Below are 22,411 nucleotides of genomic sequence, written 5' to 3'. Positions count from 1 at the left end.
GCGACCAGCCACGACGAACCCGCAGCTGAAATCCGCAAAATCCAGCGGAACGCTCACTCGCGCCTGCGGGCGATCTGCACGTCCTCCAGCACGCCGAGCGCATCGGGCACCAGGATCGCGGCGGAGTAGTACGTGGTGACCAGGTACGAGACGATCGCCTGCTCGCTGATGCCCATGGCGCGCACCGACAGGCCCGGCTCGTACTCCTCCGGCAGGCCGGTCTGGCGCAGCCCGATGACGCCTTGGTTGTCCTCGCCGGTGCGCATGGCGAGGATCGAGCTGGTGTTCTCCTTGCTGATGGGGATCTTGTTGCAGGGCAGGATCGGCACCCCGCGCCAGGCCGGCACCTGCTGCCCGCCGAGGTCGACGTGGTCGGGGTAGAGCCCGCGGGTGTTGAGTTCGCGTCCGATCGCCGCGATCGTCCTGGGGTGGGCGAGGAAGACCTTGGTGCCGCGGCGGCGGCAGAGCAGGGAGTCGAGGTCGTCCGGGGTCGGCGGGCCCGAGTGGGTCTGGATCCGCTGCTTGTAGTCGGCGTTGTGGAGCAGGCCGAACTCCCGGTTGTTGATCAGCTCGTGCTCCTGGCGCTCGCGCAGCGCCTCGATGGTCAGCCTGAGTTGCTCCTCGGTCTGGTTCATCGGCCCGTTGAAGAGGTCGGCGACCCTGGTGTGGACCCGCAGAACGGTCTGGGCGACGGAGAGTTCGTACTCGCGCGGGTGGAGTTCGTAGTCCACGAAGGTGCCCGGCAGTTCGACCTCGCCCGTGTGGCCGGCCGACATCGCGATCTCGGCCTCCCCGTGGCGGTTCTGCCGCTGCGCGGGAAGCGAGCTGAACCGCTCGATGTGCTCCCGGAGGCCCGGCGCCGTTTCCAGCACGGCGGTGAAGTCGGCGCGGGACAGCGTGAGCAGCGTCCCTGCGGTCTCCGCGGTGGCGGTGTGCTCCCACGTGGCGTCGGCGTCCAGCAAGGCCTGCTCGCCGAAATGATCGCCGTCGGCGAGCACGGCGACGTCGACGTCGTCGCCGTACTTGCCGACGGACGTCTGGTTGATGCGGCCGTGGGCGATCAGATGGATCTGCTCGGCGGCGGCGCCGCGCTCGGCCAGGATCTCGCCGGGACGGAAGTCGCGCTGAACGCATCTGCCGGCGATCGCGGTCAGCACGTCCACGTCTTCGAAGCCGCGCAGCAGGGCCAGTTCGCCGAGCTCGCGGGGGATCACCCGGACGTCGCCGCCGTCCTGGACGAACTCGATGCGCCCGTCTCCGACGGTGTAGCTCAGCCGACGGTTCACCCGGTAGGTGCCGCCCTTGGTCTCCACCCACGGGAGCACCCGCAGCAGCCAGCGGGAGGTGATCTCCTGCATCTGCGGGGCGGACTTGGTCGTGGTGGTGAGGTTGCGGGCAGCCGCGGTGCCCAGACTGGACTGCCGGGGCGGCTCGACGTCCGCTTCCGGGCCTGTCTCAACGGTCATCGGGCGGGCTCTCCTTCGCAAGGGGATCGGTCGGCGTACGCGCACCGGCCGGTGAAAGAGGAAGTGGTGGGATATCGCTGGGAATTCGCCCAGTTCCCAGGGAACGGTAACGGCCGCTCCGCCCCAGTCGCCCGATAAAGCTGTTGGTCATACCCGATGCGGTGATCTCACTCCGTGCGGGGTTTATCCGACCGACCAGCGGCATTCCAGCCACATGACCGAGAGCGCGCGCAATGTGCGGCGCGCCTCCTCCGGCACACGCTTGTCAGGGCCCCCGCGAGAGGCCCCTGTGGGACGCCCCTGCTGGGCGCTCCTGTCAGAGCCCCTTGTCAGAGGCCGGTGAGCAGGTCGTCGAGCGGGGCGGGTACGCGGTCGGGGTCGAGGGCCTCGACGAGGGCGCGGCCGTAGGAGATCTTGCGCCCCTTCTTCGTACCGAGGAAGCGCCGCAGCTGCTGCTGTGCGGTGCGGTCCCGCTGCGCGGGCTGGTGCTGGAAGGTCTGCAGGGCGCGCAGGTCACCCTCCGCCCGGACGACCTCTTCCACGCGTGCGACGCCCAGCGCGCGGATGAGTTCGTCCTCCAGGTCCGCGGCGCAGACGAAGAACGTCGCCCGTGTCGCACCGGCCCGCTCCAGGCCGCGGGTGTAGTAGCGCCGCTCCGCCTCGTCGCACAGGCCCGTGAGGCGCAGGTCCAGGCCGGGCGGCCCGAGGAGTTGGGCGAAGCGCCCGACGCTCATCGCGCCGCCCATCGGCAGGACGCAGATCCCTTCGGCCGCCAGGTCCCGGCCGCGGCGCGCGGCCAGCGCGTCGACGGCCGCCGCGTCGCTCAGCCCTTCGAGCAGGACGGCCGCGCGCACGGGCAGTCGCGCGGCGAGATCGCGTGCGGGGTCGCCGGGGCCGCCGGCCGCCCACGCGGTGACCGCATCCCGGAAGAGCCCCATGTCAGCCATGGGACGAGTCTCGGCCCTTGTCGGCCTGCGCGGTAGCGAATTTCCCGGGCTCGTCGGTAGGGACGCCATGACCGTGTCGCAATGACCCGGAATGGATGATGATCACTGATTTTGCACAATTGAAGGTGACTTGGGACTTATTTACGGCCCGACTCGGGCGTATATCTGGCCAGTTCGCACCAAAGCACATGGTGGGACCACCTACTTTTGAGCCAAAGCCCGTCCGCGCTCACAAATGATCATGAACTTGATGCAAGATTCACACGTCAGCGAGAAGCCTCCCTGCGGGAACAGAATGGCCCCTCTTCGTACCTGTTGCCCTGTCACCCACGGCCAGGACCCAGCACTCTAGGGGCGTTTGCGTTACCCCGCCGCGCCCCTGGCATCCATCGCACTTTACCCAAGTTCACTAAGGGGCAGTACATGAAGGTGACGATCTCACCGCGCTTCTCCGAAGTCGATGTGCTCGGCCATGTCACCAACTCCGCGGTGCCGGTCTGGTTCGAGCACGGCCGGCTGCCGATATTCCGGCTGTTCAGCAAGGAACCGAACATGCGCGACCTCTCGCTCATCCTGCGTCGATACGAGGTCGACTTCACCCGGCAGATCTTCGCGTCCTTCGATGTCACGGTCGAGACGAAGGTGGCAAAGATCGGCAATACCTCACTCACGATCGAGCAGATCGCCACCCAGAACGGCGCCGAAGTCGCCCGTGGCATCTGCGTCATGGTCCATTTCGACTACGAAAGGGAGACCACCACCCCCATCCCTGACCACCTACGGGCCGAATTGAGCGCGCTGTAGCACCCGAACCATCGTGTTGGCTGAGATTGGATTATTGCCATGAGTGTTGCGCACAACCCGCTTGTCGAGCTCGGCCCGGCAGAGTTTCTTGCTCATTTTCAGCGCGGTATCGAAGAATTCGACAGCGCCCGGCTCCCGCAGGAACCGCTCTCCAAGGAGAGCCTGCGGACCCTGGTCGACCTCGGCATCTACCTGCCCGCCATCCCGCGCGAGTACGGCGGCCGGGAGAGCCATCAGGAGATGTGCGAGGTCATCGAGATCATGTCCGAGCGCAATCTGCCGATGGGCATGTACACCATGATCGTGACCGTGCTCTTCCTCCGCAATGTGGCGGCCAGCGGTGACGACGTACTCAAGGAGGAGGTCTTCGACGACTTCCTCCACAACCCCGTCATCGGCGGTCTCGCCTTCACCGAACCGAGCAGCGGTTCGAACCTCGCCCGGATGCAGACCACGTACCACGACGACGGTGACGCGTACCGGATCACCGGCACCAAGCACTGGCAGGCGTTCAGCGAGCAGGCGGACTGGTGGATCATCTGCGCCAAGCATCCGGAGCGCAAGGAGTTCGCGTACTTCGCCCACAAGCGGTCGGACGGCGGATTCGTGACCACCGAGGTGTACGACAGCCTGGGCCTGAAGAACCTCGGATACGGCCTCAACACCCTGGACCTGCGCGTCCCCCGCCACTACCGGCTCACCAAGACCAGGGAGAACCTGGGCGACGCCGCCGAGATCCTGTGCGGGTCCCGGTTCAGCAAGGCGGCCATGGCCAGCGGCTTCCTGCGCAGGCTGACCACGGAGTCACTGCGCCAGGTCAGCACGAGGAGGATCGGCGACGGCACCCTGCACGACATCGACTACGTGCGGTACAAGGTCAACCGCATCAAGCAGAACTACGTCGTGTGCAACGCGCTCTACCGGCAGCTGCTGGTGTCGGAGAACTACTACGCGGATCTGGAAGGCAGCATGTTCGCCTCCCTCGCGACCAAGGTGCTCGCCTCCGAACTCATGCTGGAATCGGCCATCGACTACCAGCAGTTGTGCGGCGGTGAGGGATACCGGATGGGCGCGCCGGACAACATCGCCGCCTACGCCCTGCTCGACGCGCGCGTCTACACCGTCTTCGACGGGACGAACGACCTGCTGTGCCAGCATCTGGCGCAGCTGTTCCTACGCGAGTTCAAGCAGTCCGGACTGCGGTCGCCGCTGGAGTTCACCGGCCGGTTCGGCTATCTGGAAGACGCGTTCTTCCATCTCACCGACATCAACCTGAGCCATATCGCGGACGCTCCGTCCCAGGACAAGATCGTGATATTGGGACGCATCCTGTCCAGGATGTACGGCATCAGCGCGCTGCAGAAGTCGGCCCGATCGGCCGCGCCCAGCGCGCGGCTCGCCGTGGACGACGCCGACCACCCGAAGGCGATCGCGGTCCTGAAGAACGAGATCGTCGGTCTGGTCAACGAGTACGAGCTGGCGGGGCGGCTCGCCGACACCCCGGCGGCGTCGGCCGCGTCACGTCCGCACACCACCATGATCTCCGTCGACTCCAAGGTGGGAATGCGCTAGTGACCGGCGAGAACGCGAAGTTGAGGGTTTCGCTGATCGCGTTGGTGTTCGTCATCATCTACGGATCAGGGTTCGTGGGCGGTCGATTCGGACTGCCCTATGCGGAGCCCTTCTACTTCCTGGCCATCCGGTTCGGCATGACCGCGGTCATCCTGTTCGCCCTCATCGCGTGCTTCAGGGTCAGCTGGCCGCGCTCGGGCTACGGACACCTCGTCGTCAGCGGGATCCTGCTCCAAGGGGTGTTCTCCGTAGGGGTGTTCTACGCGCTCGACCTCGGCATGACCCCCGCGGTCTCGGCGCTGATCATCGCGCTGCAGCCCATTCTGGTGTGGCTGATGGTCTCCGTCGTGACCTCGCGGAAGGTCCGGCCGCTGTCCGTCCTCGCCCTGGTCGGCGGCCTCGTCGGGGTCGCGATCACGGTGTACCAGGGCTTGGCGTCGTCGTCCGGGCTCACCCCGACCAACGTCGCCTTCGGTGTCCTCGGCCTGGTGGGCCTCTCCACGGGGCAGTTCTACTACCAGGTGAAGAACCCCGGCACCCATCTGTTGATCAATGGCTTCGTGCAGTCCGGCTCGTCGGCCGTCGTCATGCTCGTGGGCGCGCTCATCTTCGAGAACGGCTCCATCCGGTGGACTCCCCAGCTCCTGTTCTCGGAGCTGTGGATGTCGGTCGGCGTGTCGATCGGCGCGCTCAGCCTGCTGTTCGTGCTGATGCGGTCGGAGAGCGCGGACCGGGTGGCGTCGTACTTCTACGGCGTGCCGATCGCCGCGGGGCTCATCGCCTGGCCCGCGCTGGGCCAGCGCCCGACCGTGTCGGAGCTCATCGGGTTCGCGGTCATCATGCTGTCGATCACCGTGTTCAACCGCAGCAGCAGAACACCCGACGCCGAGCACCCTGCCGCGGCGCAGTCCGACCACTCCGTACCGGCGGCGGAGCGCCCCTGAGGTCGGCTCACCCGGGCTCTCCGTCCGCCCCGGCGGCGGCCGGGCGGACGGAGAGCCTGTGGCGGAAGACGTCGCGCGAGGTCGGTGTCCGGATAGTTGATGAAGGCGCCGTCGGCATTCCCGCCCGGCACGGGGACGCCGCCTGTGTCGGCGAACAGGTCCCGGTAGCACGCGCGTATCCAGGCCAGGTACGCGGGCGCCTGCCCGGGCCTGGACCAGGACGCGAGGCAGGAGAGTTTCAGTACGGAGTCGCGGTGAGGCATGGCCGTCGCGGAAGGGGACGGCGTGTTGACGGCTCCGCCGTAGGTGTTGAGGACGACGCTTCCCGCAACCACGCCGGAGTCGGTGCGCGTGAGATGGCGGTGCAGGACGGCGATCTGACGGCCCGTGAACCGGCGGCGCAGGAAGGCCGACTTGATCTTGACGTGCCAGTCCCCCACCGCTTCGCCCGAGCCGCGCAGGGCCGCGGTCAGCCACGGCAGCCGCCGGACCCTGAGCTTGCCGGGCCGGTCCGTGCCGTCGCTCAGCGCGCCCAGGAAGCCGTCGAGCAGCCGGCGGTCCTCGCCGGGCTCCGCCGCGACCTGTCCGAGGAGCAGATGGGCTCCGGCCGCCCGGCGTGTCAGCGCGAACTCGGCGTACAGCGCGGCGTTGCGGTCGTCCTCCTCGCGGCTCGCCACCACGGCCCTGACCTTGCCCTGCCGGTCCACGACGACGACCTCCACCGCGTACAGGTAGTCGCTGACGAGCCCGAAAAGGCGGCACAGCGGCCCGTAACCGCCGCCCGGCACCTGCCCGCCCGCCCCCACCTCCGCGTGGTACCCGGCCGGAAGCGTGACGCCCCAGCCGAAGTAGAGCGTCCGGTACACCTCGCCGAGGGGGGCCCGGCCGCCACGACGAACGCCCCGCGCTGGGCGTCGAAGGAGACCTCCCTCATCAGCGTCATGTCGATGACGGCCGTGACACTGGGGTGGTCGACGAAGTCCTCGAAGCAGTGCCCGCCGCTGCGTACGGCGATCCGTGCCCCGTTGCGCACGGCCTCCCGCACGGCACCCACGACCTGCTGTGTCGAACCGACCAGGTGGACGTACTCCGGCCTGCCCCGGAAGCGGTTGCTCGCGCCGCGCGCCCGTCACCACCGCGGGCACGGCAGGCGGGCCACAGCGAGCATCGGGGGTGCACCCAGCCCCACCCCCTGGCGGCCGGTCCGTCGCCCGTTCCCCCGGAGTCAAGAACCGGTGTGCGGTCCGGACTCGGTGGCTGCCAGGTAGAAGCCCACGGCGATGACACCTGCCAGCACTGCCCCGGCGAGCGGGACGGCCCAGTGCCCGGCGAAGCTGGTGGCGAGGACAAGGAGCGCTCCCACGGGCAGCACCGCGTTCTGGGCGGTGCCGCGCTTGAAGTGGCGGGCGTGCACGGCCCACGTCGTGATCATGAAGAGTGCGGTGGGCACGGTGACGGCGAGGGACGCCGTGAGGGTGGAGATGTGGGCGTGGTGGGTGGCCTGCTCGACGGCCACCTCGATGCCCGCGCCGATCGCGGCGGCCGAGCCGAAGATCACGTAGTGGGTGTAGGCCCAGGCGAACGGGTGCTGGTGGGTGGCGAGGTAGTCGTGGATGGGCACGGCGAAGTAGATCCAGAAGGCGGCGAAGACGATGACGAGTCCGCCGGCGGCGATCGGGAGGAGTTCGTCCAGCGCCGCCGACTCGTCCAGGGCCGAGCGCACCGCGACGGTGGCGGCGGCGATGGTCTCGCCGAGCATGATGATGGTGAACAGGCCGTAGCGTTCGGCGATGTGGTGCGGGTGCCAGGTCGTGCGGTGGTGGCGCTCGGCGAAGGCCGGTACCGCGAGGTCGGCGAGGGCCAGAGGGACGAAGCCCCACCACCAGGCGGCGTCGGGCAGCAGCATGAGGACGACCCAGCCCGTCTGGACCACGGCGAGTCCGGCGGCGTAGCGCAGGGCGGCCTGCCGGGCGGGGCCGCTCTCGCCGCGGGCGGCGCGCAGCCACTGCAGCGCGAGGGCGACCCGCATGATCACGTAGCCGGCGATCGCGACGGCGTAGTCCCCGTGGTCGAAGGCGCGCGGGATGCCGGCGGCCAGGACCAGGACACCGGCCATCTGCACCAGCGTGGCGAGCCGGTAGGGGACGTCGTCGCAGTCGTAGGCGGACGCGAACCAGGTGAAGTTCACCCACGCCCACCAGATCGCGCAGAAGACGGCGAGATAGCCCGCGACCCCATGGCCCGGATCGCCCTCGGCGACCGCGTGCACCAGGCGTGCCCCGGCCTGTGCCACCGCCACGACGAAGCAGAGGTCGAAGAGCAGCTCCAGCGGGGTGGCGGCCCGGTGCGGCTCGTGCCGGTCGCGGGCGGTCATCCGGACGAGCGGCACCACGGTCCGGCCGTGTCCGGTCCCGCCACCGCCTCCAGTTCCCTGCCCGGTCCCACCTCCGGCGGGAGAGTCCTGACGCATCGGCGTGCCCTTCCGCTCTCCCCCTGCCCTGCCCGCAGAGCCCATGTCGGCCCTCCCGGCACCATGGCTCAGATCCGCGCGGTCCGCAGCCGCAGGCTCCGCCGCCCGGACGCGCGGCTCCGCTCGCGTTCCCCGCTCCCCCGCGCCCACGTCGGCAGCGCGCCGCCGACGACATCGCAGGTCCTGATCGTCTACGCGCCTGACCTGCCGTAAGGTACTCCGGACGCCTCACCGCATTGCCGTACGAAAACGGAGCAAGTTCCCGTGTCCCCGTCCCTCCAGCCGGTCCTGGACCGTATCGCCGCCGAGATCCAGGCCCTCCCGGGCCGGGGCCGCCCCGCCGACTACATCCCCGCGCTCGCCTCCGCCGACCCGCGGCGCTTCGGGATGGCCGTCGCCGAACTCGACGGCACGGTCTACGGGGTCGGGGACTGGCAGCAGCCGTTCTCCACGCAGTCCATCACCAAGGTCTTCACGCTGGCCCTCACCCTCGCCCTGGAGGGCGAACTGCTGTGGGAACACGTCGGCCGTGAGCCCTCCGGCAACCCCTTCAACTCCCTGGTGCAGCTGGAGTACGAGAACGGCATCCCCCGCAACCCGTTCATCAACGCCGGTGCCCTCGTCGTCACCGACCGCCTCCAGACCCTCACCGGTGACGCGGCCGGCACCCTGCGCGCCTTCCTGCGCGCCGAGACCGGCAACCACGAGCTCACGGTCGACCAGAAGGTCGCCGACTCCGAGACGGCGCACGGCGACCGCAACGCCGCCCTGGCCCACTTCATGGCCTCCTACGGCAACATCGCCAACCCGGTCCCCACGCTCCTCGACCAGTACTTCCGCCAGTGCTCGATCGAGGCCTCCTGCGCCGACCTGGCCCTGGCCGCCGGGTTCCTCGCCCGTCACGGCATACGGGCCGACGGCTCCACGCTGCTCACGCGCAGCCAGGCCAAGCAGGTCAACGCGGTCATGCTGACCTGCGGCACCTACGACGCCGCGGGCGACTTCGCCCACCGTGTGGGCCTGCCCGGCAAGAGCGGCGTCGGCGGCGGCATCATCGCCGTCGTACCCGGCCGCTGCACCCTGTGCGTGTGGAGCCCCGGCCTCGACCAGCGCGGCAACTCCGTCGCGGGCGTCGCCGCCCTCGACCGCTTCACCACCCTGACGGGGCTCTCGATCTTCTAGGCCAGCGCTCCGGGCGCCGCAGCGCCGACGACAACGTCAAGGCGCTCGTCCACATCGCGGTGTTCCTGCCCGACAAGGGCGAATCCCCGGCGGGCCTGTCCACGAAGTTCCCGGGCAGCGACCTGACGGCAGGGCGCGCGGACACCACGTGCGGGCGGTGGCGGGGTCCCGCCACCGCCCGGCGCGTCGAGCAGGTCACCGCAGGGTCAGCGGAGTCTCGGACGCGACGTGGGACAGCTTCTCGGGGTTGCGGACGTAGTAGAGGCCGGTGATGCGGGCGTCCTCGACGTGGATCGCCATGATGCCGTCGAGCTCGCCGTCCAGGTGGACGACGAGCGCCGGGCCGCCGTTGACCACGGTGAAGCCGACGGTGATCCCGCGCCCGTTCTTGGCGAGGCCGCCGATCATGAAGCGGGCCACCTTCTCGGCGCCGGTGATCGGGCGCAGCGCGGCCTGCTTGATGCCGCCGCCGTCGCTCACCAGGACGACCTCCGGTGCCAGTACGTCGAGGAGGCCCTGCGGGTCCCCGGTCTCGAGGACGCGCCGGAACGACTCCAGAGCCGCCCGGGTCTCGCGCGCGGAGACCACCTGGCGGGGGCGGCGGGCGTCGACGTGACGGCGGGCCCGGTGGGCTATCTGGCGGACGGCCGCGGGGCTCTTGCCGACGGCGGCCGCGATCTCGTCGTACCCGACGTCGAAGACCTCGCGCAGGACGAAGACGGCCCGCTCGGTCGGCGCAAGGGTTTCGAGGACGAGCATGAGCGCCATCGACACGCTCTCGGCGAGCAGGGCGTCCTCGGCCACGTCGGGCGTGGTGAGCAGCGGCTCGGGCAGCCAGGCGCCGACGTACGCCTCCTTGCGGCGCTGCAGGGTGCGCAGCCGGTTGAGCGCCTGCCGGGTCGTGATCCGGACCAGGTAGGCGCGCGGGTCGCGGACCTGCTCCAGGTCGGCCTCGACCCACCGCAACCAGGTCTCCTGGAGGACGTCCTCGGCGTCGGCCGCCGAGCCGAGCATCTCGTAGGCGACGGTGAAGAGCAGGTTGCGGTGGGCGACGAACGTCTCGGTCGCCGGGTCGCTGGCTTGGTCGCTCATGCCTCGTTCTCTCTTCCGCACGGCCGGGCCTGGTTCCCGTGGGCCGTCAGGGGACAGCGCCCGGTGGGCCGTCAAGGACATCACCCGGCGCATGACTGTGACATGCCGAGCCGCTCCTGACGAGCCGTTCCTGAGGCGATCCGTCGCTCCCGGCGGCCCACTGCTCAGGCGACCCGTTCGACCGTGCTGCCCTGGGCCTCGGCGCGCTTGGCCTGCAGCAGTTGCGGGCGCTCGGGGTCCTTGGACCACCAGCTGCGCGCTCCGGGCTTGCGTGCCTCGTACCCCAGTTGCCAGACGGTGCCCTTGCAGATCAGCTCCTTGACCTTCGCGCCCGGACGGCCCGCGAAGTAGTACTTCTTGGCGGTGTCGTTCTTGTCGGAGAACTGGAAGATGCCGGTGCGGCGGCCCAGGCTGATGCACTGGCTGATGAACCCCACGTCGATCTGCCTGGGCTGCTCGCCCGCGATCCGGCTGAGCACCGTCTCGGCGGCCTGCGGGCCGAGTTGGAGCGCGGCCTGGCAGCTCATCCGGAACGGCAGGTCCGACGGCGCCGCCGCATCCCCGGCCGCGACGATACGGCTGTCGTCCACGCTCGTCAGCGTCTCATCCGTGCGCAGACGGCCCAAGGCGTCGGTGCTCAGCCCGCTGCGCCCGGCCAGGTCCGGCACGCCGAAGCCCGCGGTCCAGATGGTCACCCGGCTCGGCAGCTCGCGGCCGCCGCTGAGCAGCACGGCGTCGCGCCGCACGGCCGTCGCCTTCGCGTCGGCGCCCGCGAGCACGGTCACGCCGAGTCCGGCAAGCCGCCTGGCGACCGAGCGTCGGCCCCGCGGGTGCAGGTACGGGCCGAGCACCTCGCCGCAGACCAGGGTCACGGTGCGGCCCTGCTCCGCCAGTTCGGCCGCGGTCTCGATGCCGGTCGGGCCCGCTCCGACGACGGTCACCGGGTCCGTCGCGGGCGTGGCGTCCAGGACCGGCCGCAGCCGCTCCGCCTCCTCCAGACCGGCGATCGGGTAGGCGAACTCGGCCGCTCCGGGCACGCGCGGGTCCGCGCTGCCGCTGCCCACCGCGTAGATCAGGTAGTCGTAGGCGACCATGCCGCCGGCCGCCAGCTCGACGCCGAGCCCGGCCGTGTCGATCCGGGTCACGGTGTCGACCACCAGCCGGACGCTCTCGGCGAGGACCTTCCGGTACTCGACGACCGCCTCGTGGGAACCGCCCACCAGTTGGTGCAGGCGGATGCGCTCCACGAAGGTCGGCCGCGGGTTGATCAGCGTCACGGTCACGTCGTCGCGCTGCGTCAGGCGATTGGCCGCCATCACTCCGGCGTACCCGCCGCCGATCACGACCACTTCAGTGTTCCCGGTCATGGTGTCGCTCTCCTTCGCGTCTCGGATGCCCTTAAGACACCGCGTGACCGATCCCTGTGACAGCGCGTGAGCCAGATCACTCCGGAGGGGTGGGCGCGGTACGCGGAGGCGGGGCTGCCCGCCCGTCGAGCTCAAGCGGACGTGATCCGTCCGTTCTGTCGGAGGTCACTGCGATGATGCTCGGCAGTGCTTGTGGGAGGGGAATCAGCAGTGTCTGAGGGGTCGGAAGTGTCTGAGGGATCGGCGGTGCCTGGGGAATCGGCTGTGTCTGAGGAATCGGCCAGGTCTACGGGAGGGGGACTCGCCCCGCTGGAGCAGACCGTGCGGCAGATCGCCGAAGGGATCGTCGCGCGGGCGCCGGCGGGCTGGACCAGGGCGGTGCTTGCCAGCACCGCGGGCGGCGGTGGCGTATCGGTGTCCGGCGGGTACGCGGTGCCCGGCGCGCGTCCGTGGGAGCACCCGGCGCCCAGCCCGTTCGCGGAGCTCGGCCAGGTGGCGGAGGCGTTGCGGGAGGCCCGGGGGTGGGAGCACACCAGCCTGGAGATCGTGTGCCTGCCGTCCGGGGCGTATCGGATGGTCGCGTTCACGGACGCGGTCAGCAGCCTGTCCGGGGTGGGGGGCGGCTTCCAGGCCGTCCTGGACAGCGGCTACCGGTTGCCTCAGCCCGGGTTCGCGCAGGCGGCGGGCGCGGCGTGCGCGGGAGGCGATCCGGACCTCGCGGTGGCGCGGTTCCACGCGTATCTGGAGCGACGTGCCACGATCCTGGGGCGGCCCGAGCAGTTGCCGCCGCCCGCGTCGGCCGCCGCCCTCGACGAGGCCGAACGCCGCATCGGCCGCCCGCTTCCCGCCGACCTGCGCGCGCTGTACGCGATCGCCGACGGCGACTGCATCGAGTTCGAGCACCGCTATCTGCTCGACGGCTACGCCTGGATGAGCCTTGAGGACCTGGTCGCCGTCCACACGTACCAGAGCGAACCGGCCTGGCACGGCTGGTCGTTGGGCCGGGACGCGGTCGTCTTCGACGCGGACCCGCCGGACACGGTCCGGCGCTGCGGCGGGCACCCGGCCTGGCTGCCGTTCGCCACGGGCGAGGACGGCAACTACCTGGCGGTGGACCTGGCCCCGGCCCGCGACGGGCGCCCCGGCCAGGTCATCCGCATCGGCCGCGACCACGACAGGGGTCCGGCGTACGTCGCCGACTCGGTCACCTCACTGCTCGGCAACCACCTGAAGTCGCTGGAGCAGGGTGCGTACGAGCTGGACGAGGGGCACCTCGCCCTGCTGAGGCGCGGCCACGGATGCGGGCCCGAGCGGATCGTCGGCGCGATCCCCGACCCGGTCCCGCCCGCCCTCCAGGCCATCCACATCAACGACGCCGTCGGGACGGTCGACCTCGCCCCGCTCACCGCCGCCCCGGCCCTGCGGCTGCTGCACCTCAACCGCTCCGCCACCGCCGACCTGACGCCACTGCGCGGCCTGCCCGTCGAGTCCGTACGCGTCACGCTGGACGGCGGCGACCTCGCCCCGCTCGACGGCCACCGCCACCTCACCTCGCTGGACCTGGGGACCGCCGCCCCGGTCGACCTCGCCCCGCTGCGCGGCGTCCCGCAGCTGCGCTGTCTGGACCTCTCCCGGGCCGACGTCGGCGATCTGACCGTCCTGGCCGACCTTCCCGACCTGCGCTATCTGTCCCTCACCGCGCGGCAGTGGACGCTCCTCCTGGACCAGGGCAAGGCGCCGCTCACCCTCGCCGCCGCCCACCTGGCCGACAGCGGCGCTCCCTGCGACCTCGACTTCGACGAGGCCCTCGCCTGGGCGGCCCGCCTCGGCCTGGACACCGGGGACGCGTTCCGGACCAGCGGCACCGTCGGCGGCGGCGGTGCGTGAGGTGCGGCTTGCGCTTTCCGTTGCGTCAACTTCTACGGTTCTCCATGTGGCCGGAGAGACCGGCCCGGTGATGGGAGGCAAGGGCATGGCCTGGTCGATCGCGGATGTGGCCCGGATGTCCGGGGTGACGTCCCGGACGCTGCGGCACTACGACGAGATCGGCCTGCTGCCGCCCGCGTGGATCGGGAGCAACGGGCACCGCTACTACGAGCAGGCCGAGCTCCTGCGGCTCCAGCAGATCCTGCTGATGCGGGAGCTGGACGTGGGGCTGCGCGAGATCCGGGCGGTCCTGGACAGCCAGGCCGACCAGGTGGCCATGCTCCGTGAGCACCACCAACGGCTCCTGGCGGAGCGGGACCGGCTCGAGACGCTCGCCCGCACGGTCGGCCGCACCATCGCCGAACTGGAGGAAGGCAAGGACACCAACGACATGGCGACACGGATCAACAGGCCGGAGAACCTCTTCGAGGGCTTCGACGCCACGCGCGCCGAGCTCTCCCGCTCCGAGCTTGAGGCGCGCGAGCGCTGGCCGGAGGCCTGGGAGCAGTCCCGGCAGGCCGTCGAGACGATGACCGCCGAGGACACGGAGCGCTGGCAGCGCGAGGTGACGGCGCAGATGATCCGCATAGCGGAGTTCATGGTGGCCGAAACCCCGGTCACCGACCCCGCCGTGCAGGCAGAGGTGGCGGCCCACTACGAGGGCGTGTGCCGCTTCTGGACCCCGACCGCGGTCGCGTACAAGGGACTGGGCCAGACGTACGTCGACGACCCGCAGTTCCGTGCGAACTTCGACAAGGTCGCTGACGGGCTCGCCGCCTACCAGCGCGACGCGATGGTCGCCTACGCGGACGCGCGGCTGAGCTGACCGACGGCGCACACAGCGCACACGGCTCACACTGCCGGGGGGCTGCAGACCCCCGGCGGCAAGCGGCACTTGACCGCGCGCACTGACGCCCTTTCCCGCGAAAGGCCCGCGCCGCCATACCCAACCTTCGGTATGGCCGGCCGGGAGTGACGGCCACGACGATGAGTTGCACCCCTTCTCACGCCTTCTCACGACAAGGGAGTCATCGAAGTGGCCGGGAACAACGAGAACGAGAGGGTCGCGCCGCAGGCTGAGGCCGAGCGGGAGCGGACGCGGCGGTCGGTCGTCCGGGCCGTGGGCGGCGGCATTGCCGCGGCTACCGGAGCGGTGGCGCTCGGTGCGTCCGGCGCTCAGGCCGCGGAGGCGGGCGGGCAGGACAGGGAGTCGCCCGGCTCCGCGTCGCCGCCCCGCGACAGAGGAGCCACCGCCGGCGCCCCCATACCGGACCGCGTGACGGCCTATCAGGACAACTGGAGATTCTGCGTCCACTGCTACAGCCTCTGGTGGAACGGCGCTCCCACCAACGGCGCCTGCCCTTCCAGGAACTCCCCTGACGGTCAGCACCACGGTCAGGGCAGCTGGAACTTCTTCCTGCCCGCGAACCCCGGCGAGCCCATCTAGCGCGGCGAGCCCGGCTAGAGCGCGGCGAGCAGCGTCGCGGCCGCCTCCAGGAGGTCGCGGTTGTGGCCGGTGACGTCGCGTTCGGTCAGTTCGTGGAGCTCGTCCGCCTCGACGCCGAGGTCTTCGAGGGGGACGTCGACGTTGCCGCGTGCGCGGGTGGCGCGACGCAGGGCGACGCGGAAGCCTGCGCCGCGCGGCAGGTCGCCGAGGAGTTCGGGCAGCCATACGCGCAGCAGTTCATGGGTCCACACGTTGGCGCCGCCCGCGCCGGTGCGCCGGGCGGTGCCGAGTACGGGCCCGAGGCCGTTGTCCTGGAAACCGGCGGCGAAGATGTCGGCGGCCGAGTAGCACAGGGCGTCGGTGATGAGGACCTTCGGGCCGGTGTGGCGCGGCAGACCGGCGGTGATGGCCTCGGGGTCGGTGAGCGGGAAGCCCTGGGAGTACGCCTCGCCGGTCTCCACGGCGTCGCGGATGGAGTGCGTCCAGGCGCGGAAGCCGGGGTTGGACCGGGCGAGGGCGAGGGCGGCGCGGGTCGTGGGCAGCGAGAAGCTGACGGGGGCGACCGGGTGTTCGCTGAGGACCTGCAGGGCGGACTCCGCGGCCGGGACGTGGCCGCCGGGGTTGCCGCGGATGTCCACGATCAGACCGGCCGCCGGGGCGCGCGCCACGATGCGCGCCACCTGCTCGGCGAACTGCCGCGCGCCCGAGACGTTGAAGGAGAAGATGCGCACGTAGGCGTAGGAGCGGCCGCGGATGCGCAGCGTCCGGTGCTCGACGACGCCGCGTGGAACCTGCGTGGCCGAGCGCCCCGCCGGGAGCGGCGCGAACAGGGTGCGCTTGATCTGGCGCGTGGTCTCGTTGCCCGCGTCGATGCCCAGGTTCGTCGCGAGCGTGGGGACGGGATCCTGCGCGCGCCCCGCGTACTGTCCTGCGGTGCACACGCGCCAGGGGACAAGCGTCTCGCGGCGGCGGCCGCCCCGGGTGCGGTACGACAGGAGGACCTGGTACTCGTCGGGCGGGGGCCCGGTCCGCAGGGACCGCAGGGTCAGCGATTCGAGGCCGCGCGCCAGGCGTGCGTCGAGGTTGGAGCCCGCCTGGACGGCCGCGTTGCGTTCGATCGCGCGGTCGATGGGGACCCCGTTCCAGGCGTGGAGTTCGGCGCCGACGTCGAAGCCCGCGTGGACGAGGGAGCGGTCGATCTTGGAGACGATGTGGTGCGGTGTCCCGTCGGGGTCGACGTAGCGCTCGACGAGGAAGCCGAGGGTGGCCACATGGCCGCGGTAGGGGTCGGGGAGCTGGTAGACGGTGTGCAGGTCGCGCAGGCCCCGGAAGATGTGCGTGAGCTCGGCGTGGAACTGCAGCTCGCTCAGGGGCTGGAGGCGGCGCTCCAGCAGGCGCAGGCGCTGGACCGGGTCGGTGGCGTGCATCGCCCGCTTCAGCGGGAGGTGGACGTACAGCTCTTCGAGCAGGACGCGGGCGGCGGCCACGAGCTGGTAGCGGTCCGCCGACGGCAGCGGGTCGGTGTCGACCCGCGCCATGAACGCGTCGAGCCCGATCGAGTCCGGCAGGGTCCGCGACGGTTGCCGGATCGTCAGGCTGCCCATGGGCTTGCTCCGGGTGCGCACGCTCACGGAACTTCCCGGGTGTGCGCGCTCACGGGACTTCCCCGGTGTGCCTGCTCATGGGTAGTAGCCCGCGAGGTGCTGCAGCTGCGGCACTCCGCTGCGGGCCACGGCGGCGAAGTACGCGGCGTCGTGCACCAGCGGGTCCAGGCGCGGGACGACCAGGTCCAGGGGGACCTCTCCGGCGGCGGCGAAGGCACCGGTGTCGCCTTCCGGCATGTCGCCGAAGAGCGCGAGCGGCGCGTCGGGGTCGTCCAGCGACCCGCCCCAGTCCGCGAGCGCGTCCTGCGAGGCGCGCCACGCGGCCACCGGGTCGTCGCGGACCTTCTCCAGGGCGCGTTTGACGCCGGGCCAGTCGAGCGTGGCGTCGGCCCGGTCCGGCTGGCGCACGGCCACGCGGCGCTTGAGCCCGGCCACCGTGATCGAGTCGGTGTCCGTCGCGCCGACGGCGGTCATCAACGACGACGTTCCGTAGAAGGGGCGGCCGCGCACCAGGACGAGGCGTATGTGGCGCTCGGTCGCGTCGATCAGGTTGCGGTACGGATCCGTGCCCGGGTCGTGGCGTTCGAGTACGAGGAGGTCCGCGGCGCTGCCCCGCTGCAGGCGTCCCACCTGGGGCCCCCAGGCCGTCGCGAGGGCGTCGCCGGGGTTCGCGGTGACCATGTCGCACAAGTCGCGGTCGCTGAACCGGCCGCCGAGTTCATGGCGATTGACGGCGTCGGCGACCTTGAGCTCTCCGAGCACGTTCTTGGTGCCCGACGGCGACCAGTCGGAGCCGAGCGCGATGCGCAGCCCCTTCCTGTCCGCCTCGACGACGTCCGTCGTGTCGTGGTAGAGCCAGTAGTTGGAGAACGGCGACCACACGACGGTGCCCTTCTCCTCGGGGTTGATCGCCGTCACCGCGTCCCGCCACTTCTTGAAGTCGGCGGCGGTCAGGGCGGTGCCGTGGACGCCGATGAGGCCGGGCTTCAGACACGGCTCCAGGTCGTCGAACTCGCGGTGGACGATCGATCCGGGCTTGCCCTCCGCGACGTGGTAGATCAGCAGCCGGGTGCCGTCGAGCTTCGGCGCCCGTTCGTCGCGCAGCACCTCGGCGTCGAGCTGGAGCGCCGCGGTCATCACCATGTCGACGCCCGCGGGCAGCTTCTCGTTGTCGATGATCCGCAGCAGCCAGCCGTCGACGGCCCGGGTCGAGAGCGGGGCGCCCTGGATGGCCGTGGTCCCGCCGACCAGCGCCTTGACCTCGACGTACTTGAGCAGTGCCTCGGGCGCGGCCTGGCCGAGCACCTTCGCGGGCCAGGTGACCGACGTCGAGTAGTCGGGCGGGTCCTTCTCGGCGACCCAGCGGTCGTGGTGCTGGTAGGGGACGCCGACGGCCTCCCACAGCGGGAGCGTGTTGTAGAGGAGGTGGTTGTGGAGGTCGATCAGGCCGGGGAGTATCAGCGCGCCCGTGTCGACCCGCGGCGCGTTCGTGAACCCGGCGGGCGGGTCCTGCCCGGCCTCCCGCACCGCGGCGATGCGGCCGTCGTCATCGACGTACACCGCTCCGGGGTCGAGGATCCGGTGGTCGCTGTCGCAGGTGACGACCGTGCCGAGGAGTATGAGCGCCATCAGCTCGGCGCCTTCCATATCAGGGTGTGGTTGTCGTCCGGCCGGGGCCGGCTGACGGAGTTCGCCCCGCCCTGGGCGCGTACCCACGCGTCGTCGCCCAGGAACTCCGGCGCGCCGAAGGGCAGGTCGCGGCGGGGAATCGCGCCGTAGTCGGACTCCTGGAAGGTGGTGCTGTAGGTGGGGCCCGTGTTGTCGCCGTCGTCGTCCGGCGTCACGAGCGCGCGGAGCTGGGTGACCGCGGCGCGCCAGGCGTCGAGCAGCACCGTCTCGTCGTGGCTGGACGGGTGGGGCACTTCGACGAGCGGGACCTGGGGCCGGGTGGTCCACAGGCGCACGGCCTCCTGGGCCATGAAGCCCATCGCGACGACGGCCTGCAGCGTCGTGTCCGTGGCCCGGTCGTAGACCGCGTTGCGCCACGCAAGCTGCTCCGGCCGGTCGAGCTCGTCCTTCATCGCGAGGGCCTGGCCCGGGTGGACCGCGTACGCCCATGCGTTGAGGCAGACGTAGGAGCGGGTCAGTCCGAGTTTGCCGAGGAAGCCCTGCACGCGCTGGCCCGCGTTGCCGACGAGGCTGCGCCCGGCGATCCGTTCGGTCGGGCCGGGGTCCGAGGCCACGACCAGGACACGGGCCGAGCCGTCGAGCCGGCCCCGGTAGAAGATCGGCCCCCAGTCGGACCAGAACGCTTCGGGGACGGGCGGATCGGGCACCTGGGTGAGGAGCTCGGCGAACTGGTCCGTCGGCCCCCGGTCGAATTCCGGCATAGGTCAGCGCCTCCTCACCGGCCGGACGGTGCGCGCCGTCAGGGGCGAGCCGGGGTCTTGGCGGCCACAGCCGGTGTTCGATTCAGTGCAGCACTCCGCCGCGGGCCTCGCAAACGGGGGCGGCCGCCGGACGGACCGGGTGCGGAGGCGGCTGTGTGCGGCTACGCGAAGGCTGTGACCTGTGGTGCGTTCGTGTGGTCCAGGAGCACGCGCGCGAGGCGGTCCCTGGCCTCGATCTGTGCGGCGATGCGCGCGTCGATGACGGCGAGGCGCTGCTCGGCCAGGCGCAGTGCCGTGGGGGACGGCGGCACCGAGGTGATGTCGCCGTCCAGGCAGCTGACGAAGTACCGGATGTCGGCGAGGATGAGGCCGGCGTCGAGCAGGTAGCGGATGTTGCGTACGCGCACGGCGGCGCGCTCGTCGTAGTCGCGGTACCCGTTGGCCGCCCGCACCGACTCGATCAGTCCCTGCTGTTCGTAGTGGCGCAGCGCCCGCGGGGTCGCCCCCGTGGCCTTCGCCAGCTCGCCGATCCGCACCGGCCCCACCTCCCCCGCCCGTTCCCCACCTGTTCTATCAGGCGAGCACCGCCCCTCCGTCGACGGGCAGGACCACGCCGGTCACGAACGAGGCCGACGGCGCGGCCAGTCCCGTGACGGCCCAGGCCACCTCCTCGGGGCGGCCCCTGCGGCCCATGGGGGTGTGGGCGATCTGCCAGTCCCGGATGGCGGCCGCGGTCTCGGGCGACAGGCCCTGGTGCTCGCTGATCGGGGTCTCGACGGCGCCGGGCGCGACGGCCACCACGCGGACGCCGCGTGGCGCGAACGCCACCGCCCAGCTGCGGGTGAGCAGTTCGAGTCCGGCCTTCGTCGCGGCGTACAGGGCGGTGCCCGGCCAGGGCCAGCCGCGCTGGCCGATCGAGGTGGAGACGTTGACCACGACGCCGCCGGTCTTCTCCAGGTGGGGCAGGGCCGCCTGGGTCAGCAGCGTGGGCGCGACGAGGTTGGTCGCCAGGAGCGGAGTGATGGCCTCCTTGTTCAGGGTGCCGTCGCCGCCGAGGACGATCCCGGCGTTGTTGACCAGCACGTCCAGTCGCCCGTACCGCGTGAGCGCGTGCCCCACGATGTCCTCGGGGGCGCCGTCGGCGGTGATGTCGGCGGCGTACGGAGTGATCCCCTCGTGGCCTTGTGCCGTCTCGGCCAGCGGGCCCGGCCGCCGGCCGACGGCGACCACCCGCGCGCCCGCCGCCGCGAACGCGCGGGCGGTGGCCCGCCCGATGCCCGTACCGGCGCCGGTGACGATGACGACCCTGTCGGCCTCCGCGTGCTGCCCGGCGTGCTGCCCGGCGTGCTGCTCTGTGTTCTGTTCGACGTCGTGCGCCGCGTTGTTGTCGCGGTCTGCGTTGTTGTCGTGCGCTGCGTTGTTGTCGTGCTCCGCGTTGTTCATGCGGCGAGTCTCAAACCCTGCCGCCAGTGTCAAGGTCAAACGTCTTCGGCCGGGCGAGCGCCGCGTCGGCCGCGGCGAGGATGCTGGCGAAGGAACGGGTGATCATCGGCCGTACGAGGCGCCGGGTGAGGACGGGGCCGAGCAGCGGCATCCGCATCTCGGCGCGGGTGGTCCAGCACACCCGGGTGCCGCCGTCCACCTCCGTGAAGGTCATGCGGCCGAGTTCGTGCCGGGACGGCGGCAGGCTGCGCTCGACGACGTACTCGGTGGCGTACGGCGCGTCGTAGCGGGTGATGCGCTCCCGGAGCCAGCCGATCAGCCAGAGGTGGCTGCGTACCGCGCCGACCCCGTAGGGCGCGCCGTCGCCGCGCCGGGTCAGGCGGCAGCGCAGGACCAGCGGCGAGCGCGTGTAGTTGGTGGTCGTGGTGAGCCAGGCGAACACGTCCTCGATCGGGGCGTCGATGGTGCGCTCGACGGTCACGGTCTCCATGTCGTGTCCTCTCCTCGGTCGAGGGAACGCACCGCGTCGGCGCGGTGCAGCTTGTCCGGGTTGCGGATGCCGTAGAGGCCGGTGATCCGCCCGTCGTGGATCTCGAAGGCGACCAGCCAGTCGAGTTCGCCGTCGGTGACGAACCGCGCCGCGGGCATGCCGTTGTAGACGGCGTGCTCGACCTGGGTGGTCGCGGTGGTGGTGCGCATGACGCCGAGGACGAAACGGGCGACGTCGGCGGCGCCGGTGACGGGGCGCCGGGCGGCGATCACCTTCCCGCCCCCGTCGGAGATCTGCACGACGTCGGGCGCGAGCAGGTCCATCAGGACCTGGACCTCGCCGGTCGCCGCGGCGAGCATGAACCGCTGGACGATCTCCCGGGTGCCGTCGGAGTCGGGCTCGAAGCGGCGGCGGCGCGCGTGCACGTGGCGGCGTGCGCGGTGGGCGATCTGCCGGACGGTGACCTCGCTCTTGCCGACCGAGTCGGCGATCTCGCCGTGGGTGTAGCCGAACACGTCGTGCAGCACGAACACTGCGCGCTCGGTCGGGTTCAGGGTCTCCAGGACCAGCATCATGGCCATCGACACCGACTCGGCCAGGATCGCGTCGTCGCTCACCTCGGGCGCGGTGCGGATCGGCTCGGGCAGCCACGTGCCGACGTACTCCTCGCGCCGCGCCTTGACCGCGCGCAGGTGGTTGAGGGCCTGTCGGGTCACCATGCGCACCAGATAGGCGCGCGGGTGCTCGATCGTGCCCTGGTCGACCGCGCTCCACCGCAGATAGCTCTCCTGCAGCACGTCCTCGGCGTCGGCGGCGCTGCCCAGCATCTCGTAGGCGATGGTGAACAGCAGCGCGCGGTGCTCGGTGAAGGCGTCCTCAGCCATGACCTGCCCCCACCCCGGGCACACAGGGGCACGCGGGCATCGACTCGGGCATCGACGCCGACGTCAGGTCCGTCATCACATCCGGCTCCTCTCTACGGACGCCCATCGAGACACGTCGCGTCGGGAAACCGTGACAGGCCGCGCCTGTGATTCGCTTCACAGTTCCTGCTCGGGGCCCGGGGACACCGGTGGCGGAGCGTCCGCCGTGTGCGCGAGCCGCCCGGGCCGCCGTTTTCGGCCGACCCCGAACAAACCTTGACCCTGGACAAACCTTGGACAAACCTTGAATGACCAGCTCAGGGTGGTGAGTCAGCGCCTCATGGGGCGGCAGCTCATGAGACAGCGCGTCATGAGACAGCAACTCATGAGGCAGCAACTCATGA

At 71.0% G+C, this 22,411-nt stretch carries 21 protein-coding genes; 8 read left to right on the top strand and 13 right to left on the bottom strand.

Annotated features, from left to right (window positions below; translation table 11 throughout):
* Positions 1–53: 53 nt before the first annotated feature.
* Both ACFWZ5_RS04075 and ACFWZ5_RS04070 read right to left on the bottom strand, forming a co-directional pair.
* Entirely contained in the window at positions 54–1,466 is a 1,413-nt protein-coding gene (locus tag ACFWZ5_RS04075; protein ID WP_384786652.1) for a family 2B encapsulin nanocompartment shell protein, read from the bottom strand.
* A 329-nt stretch (positions 1,467–1,795) separates the two neighbouring features.
* Positions 1,796–2,413, bottom strand: a complete 618-nt coding sequence (locus tag ACFWZ5_RS04070) for a TOPRIM nucleotidyl transferase/hydrolase domain-containing protein (protein WP_384786649.1) — start codon at positions 2,411–2,413, stop codon at positions 1,796–1,798.
* Between the two features lie 423 nt (positions 2,414–2,836).
* Between ACFWZ5_RS04070 and ACFWZ5_RS04065 the strand changes: the two genes are divergently transcribed.
* The 3 genes from ACFWZ5_RS04065 to ACFWZ5_RS04055 are packed head-to-tail and all read left to right on the top strand — an operon-like array spanning position 2,837 to position 5,733.
* Positions 2,837–3,217, top strand: coding sequence for an acyl-CoA thioesterase (locus ACFWZ5_RS04065; RefSeq protein ID WP_384786646.1), 381 nt, complete (start codon positions 2,837–2,839; stop codon positions 3,215–3,217).
* 39 nt (positions 3,218–3,256) lie between these two features.
* Entirely contained in the window at positions 3,257–4,789 is a 1,533-nt protein-coding gene (locus ACFWZ5_RS04060; RefSeq protein WP_384786643.1) for an acyl-CoA dehydrogenase family protein, read from the top strand.
* A complete protein-coding gene (locus tag ACFWZ5_RS04055; RefSeq protein WP_384786640.1) occupies positions 4,789–5,733 on the top strand; it encodes a DMT family transporter in 945 nt (314 codons plus the stop codon). The genes ACFWZ5_RS04060 and ACFWZ5_RS04055 overlap by 1 nt, the downstream gene beginning before the upstream one ends.
* Before the next feature lie 619 nt (positions 5,734–6,352).
* Here the strand turns inward: ACFWZ5_RS04055 and ACFWZ5_RS04050 are convergent.
* Positions 6,353–6,766, bottom strand: a complete 414-nt coding sequence (locus ACFWZ5_RS04050) for a hypothetical protein (RefSeq protein ID WP_384786690.1) — start codon at positions 6,764–6,766, stop codon at positions 6,353–6,355.
* Positions 6,767–6,958: 192 nt separating this feature from the next.
* Positions 6,959–8,107 (bottom strand): low temperature requirement protein A, encoded by a 1,149-nt coding sequence (locus ACFWZ5_RS04045; RefSeq protein ID WP_384786687.1) that lies wholly within the window; start codon positions 8,105–8,107, stop codon positions 6,959–6,961.
* Between the two features lie 159 nt (positions 8,108–8,266).
* Between ACFWZ5_RS04045 and ACFWZ5_RS04040 the strand changes: the two genes are divergently transcribed.
* Positions 8,267–8,416 (top strand): hypothetical protein, encoded by a 150-nt coding sequence (locus ACFWZ5_RS04040; RefSeq protein WP_384786637.1) that lies wholly within the window; start codon positions 8,267–8,269, stop codon positions 8,414–8,416.
* 51 nt (positions 8,417–8,467) lie between these two features.
* Positions 8,468–9,385, top strand: coding sequence for a glutaminase (locus tag ACFWZ5_RS04035; RefSeq protein WP_384786634.1), 918 nt, complete (start codon positions 8,468–8,470; stop codon positions 9,383–9,385).
* 195 nt (positions 9,386–9,580) lie between these two features.
* On the opposite strand, the gene ACFWZ5_RS04030 is transcribed toward ACFWZ5_RS04035, so the two are convergent.
* Together ACFWZ5_RS04030 and ACFWZ5_RS04025 are read right to left on the bottom strand one after the other, a co-directional pair.
* Positions 9,581–10,477, bottom strand: coding sequence for an RNA polymerase sigma-70 factor (locus tag ACFWZ5_RS04030; protein ID WP_384786631.1), 897 nt, complete (start codon positions 10,475–10,477; stop codon positions 9,581–9,583).
* 164 nt (positions 10,478–10,641) lie between these two features.
* Positions 10,642–11,844, bottom strand: a complete 1,203-nt coding sequence (locus ACFWZ5_RS04025) for an NAD(P)/FAD-dependent oxidoreductase (RefSeq protein WP_384786628.1) — start codon at positions 11,842–11,844, stop codon at positions 10,642–10,644.
* A gap of 264 nt (positions 11,845–12,108) precedes the next feature.
* Here ACFWZ5_RS04025 and ACFWZ5_RS04020 point away from each other — a divergent pair, with 264 nt between their 5' ends.
* From ACFWZ5_RS04020 to ACFWZ5_RS04010, 3 genes are all read left to right on the top strand, one after another.
* Positions 12,109–13,731, top strand: a complete 1,623-nt coding sequence (locus ACFWZ5_RS04020; protein ID WP_384786625.1) for an SMI1/KNR4 family protein — start codon at positions 12,109–12,111, stop codon at positions 13,729–13,731.
* Positions 13,732–13,816: 85 nt separating this feature from the next.
* Positions 13,817–14,596, top strand: coding sequence for a MerR family transcriptional regulator (locus tag ACFWZ5_RS04015; protein ID WP_384786684.1), 780 nt, complete (start codon positions 13,817–13,819; stop codon positions 14,594–14,596).
* Positions 14,597–14,806: 210 nt separating this feature from the next.
* On the top strand, positions 14,807–15,217 hold the full coding sequence (locus ACFWZ5_RS04010; RefSeq protein ID WP_384786622.1) for a hypothetical protein: 411 nt from the start codon (positions 14,807–14,809) through the stop codon (positions 15,215–15,217).
* Between the two features lie 14 nt (positions 15,218–15,231).
* Here the strand turns inward: ACFWZ5_RS04010 and ACFWZ5_RS04005 are convergent, their stop codons facing one another.
* The 7 genes from ACFWZ5_RS04005 to ACFWZ5_RS03975 all read right to left on the bottom strand — a co-directional run bounded on the left by ACFWZ5_RS04005 (position 15,232) and on the right by ACFWZ5_RS03975 (position 22,028).
* Positions 15,232–16,848, bottom strand: a complete 1,617-nt coding sequence (locus ACFWZ5_RS04005; protein ID WP_384786619.1) for a S41 family peptidase — start codon at positions 16,846–16,848, stop codon at positions 15,232–15,234.
* A 48-nt stretch (positions 16,849–16,896) separates the two neighbouring features.
* On the bottom strand, positions 16,897–18,450 hold the full coding sequence (locus tag ACFWZ5_RS04000) for an amidohydrolase family protein (protein WP_384786616.1): 1,554 nt from the start codon (positions 18,448–18,450) through the stop codon (positions 16,897–16,899).
* Entirely contained in the window at positions 18,450–19,211 is a 762-nt protein-coding gene (locus ACFWZ5_RS03995; RefSeq protein WP_384786613.1) for a hypothetical protein, read from the bottom strand. The genes ACFWZ5_RS04000 and ACFWZ5_RS03995 overlap by 1 nt, the downstream gene beginning before the upstream one ends.
* 161 nt (positions 19,212–19,372) lie before the next feature.
* The gene (locus tag ACFWZ5_RS03990; RefSeq protein ID WP_384786610.1) at positions 19,373–19,747 is read right to left on the bottom strand and encodes a MerR family transcriptional regulator; all 375 of its coding nucleotides are present in this window, start codon (positions 19,745–19,747) and stop codon (positions 19,373–19,375) included.
* Between the two features lie 37 nt (positions 19,748–19,784).
* Positions 19,785–20,654, bottom strand: coding sequence for an SDR family NAD(P)-dependent oxidoreductase (locus tag ACFWZ5_RS03985; RefSeq protein ID WP_384786607.1), 870 nt, complete (start codon positions 20,652–20,654; stop codon positions 19,785–19,787).
* A gap of 10 nt (positions 20,655–20,664) precedes the next feature.
* Positions 20,665–21,144: an SRPBCC family protein gene (locus ACFWZ5_RS03980; protein WP_384786604.1), complete on the bottom strand. Its 480-nt coding sequence runs from the start codon at positions 21,142–21,144 to the stop codon at positions 20,665–20,667.
* The gene (locus tag ACFWZ5_RS03975) at positions 21,132–22,028 is read right to left on the bottom strand and encodes an RNA polymerase sigma-70 factor (RefSeq protein ID WP_384786601.1); all 897 of its coding nucleotides are present in this window, start codon (positions 22,026–22,028) and stop codon (positions 21,132–21,134) included. The genes ACFWZ5_RS03980 and ACFWZ5_RS03975 overlap by 13 nt, the downstream gene beginning before the upstream one ends.
* Positions 22,029–22,411 lie beyond the last annotated feature (383 nt).

Source organism: Streptomyces sp. NPDC059003 (genome assembly GCF_042740445.1).
GTDB lineage: Bacteria > Actinomycetota > Actinomycetes > Streptomycetales > Streptomycetaceae > Streptomyces.
The sequence above is the reverse complement of the archived record's forward strand: the minus strand, read 5'-3'. Positions and strand labels throughout refer to the sequence as shown.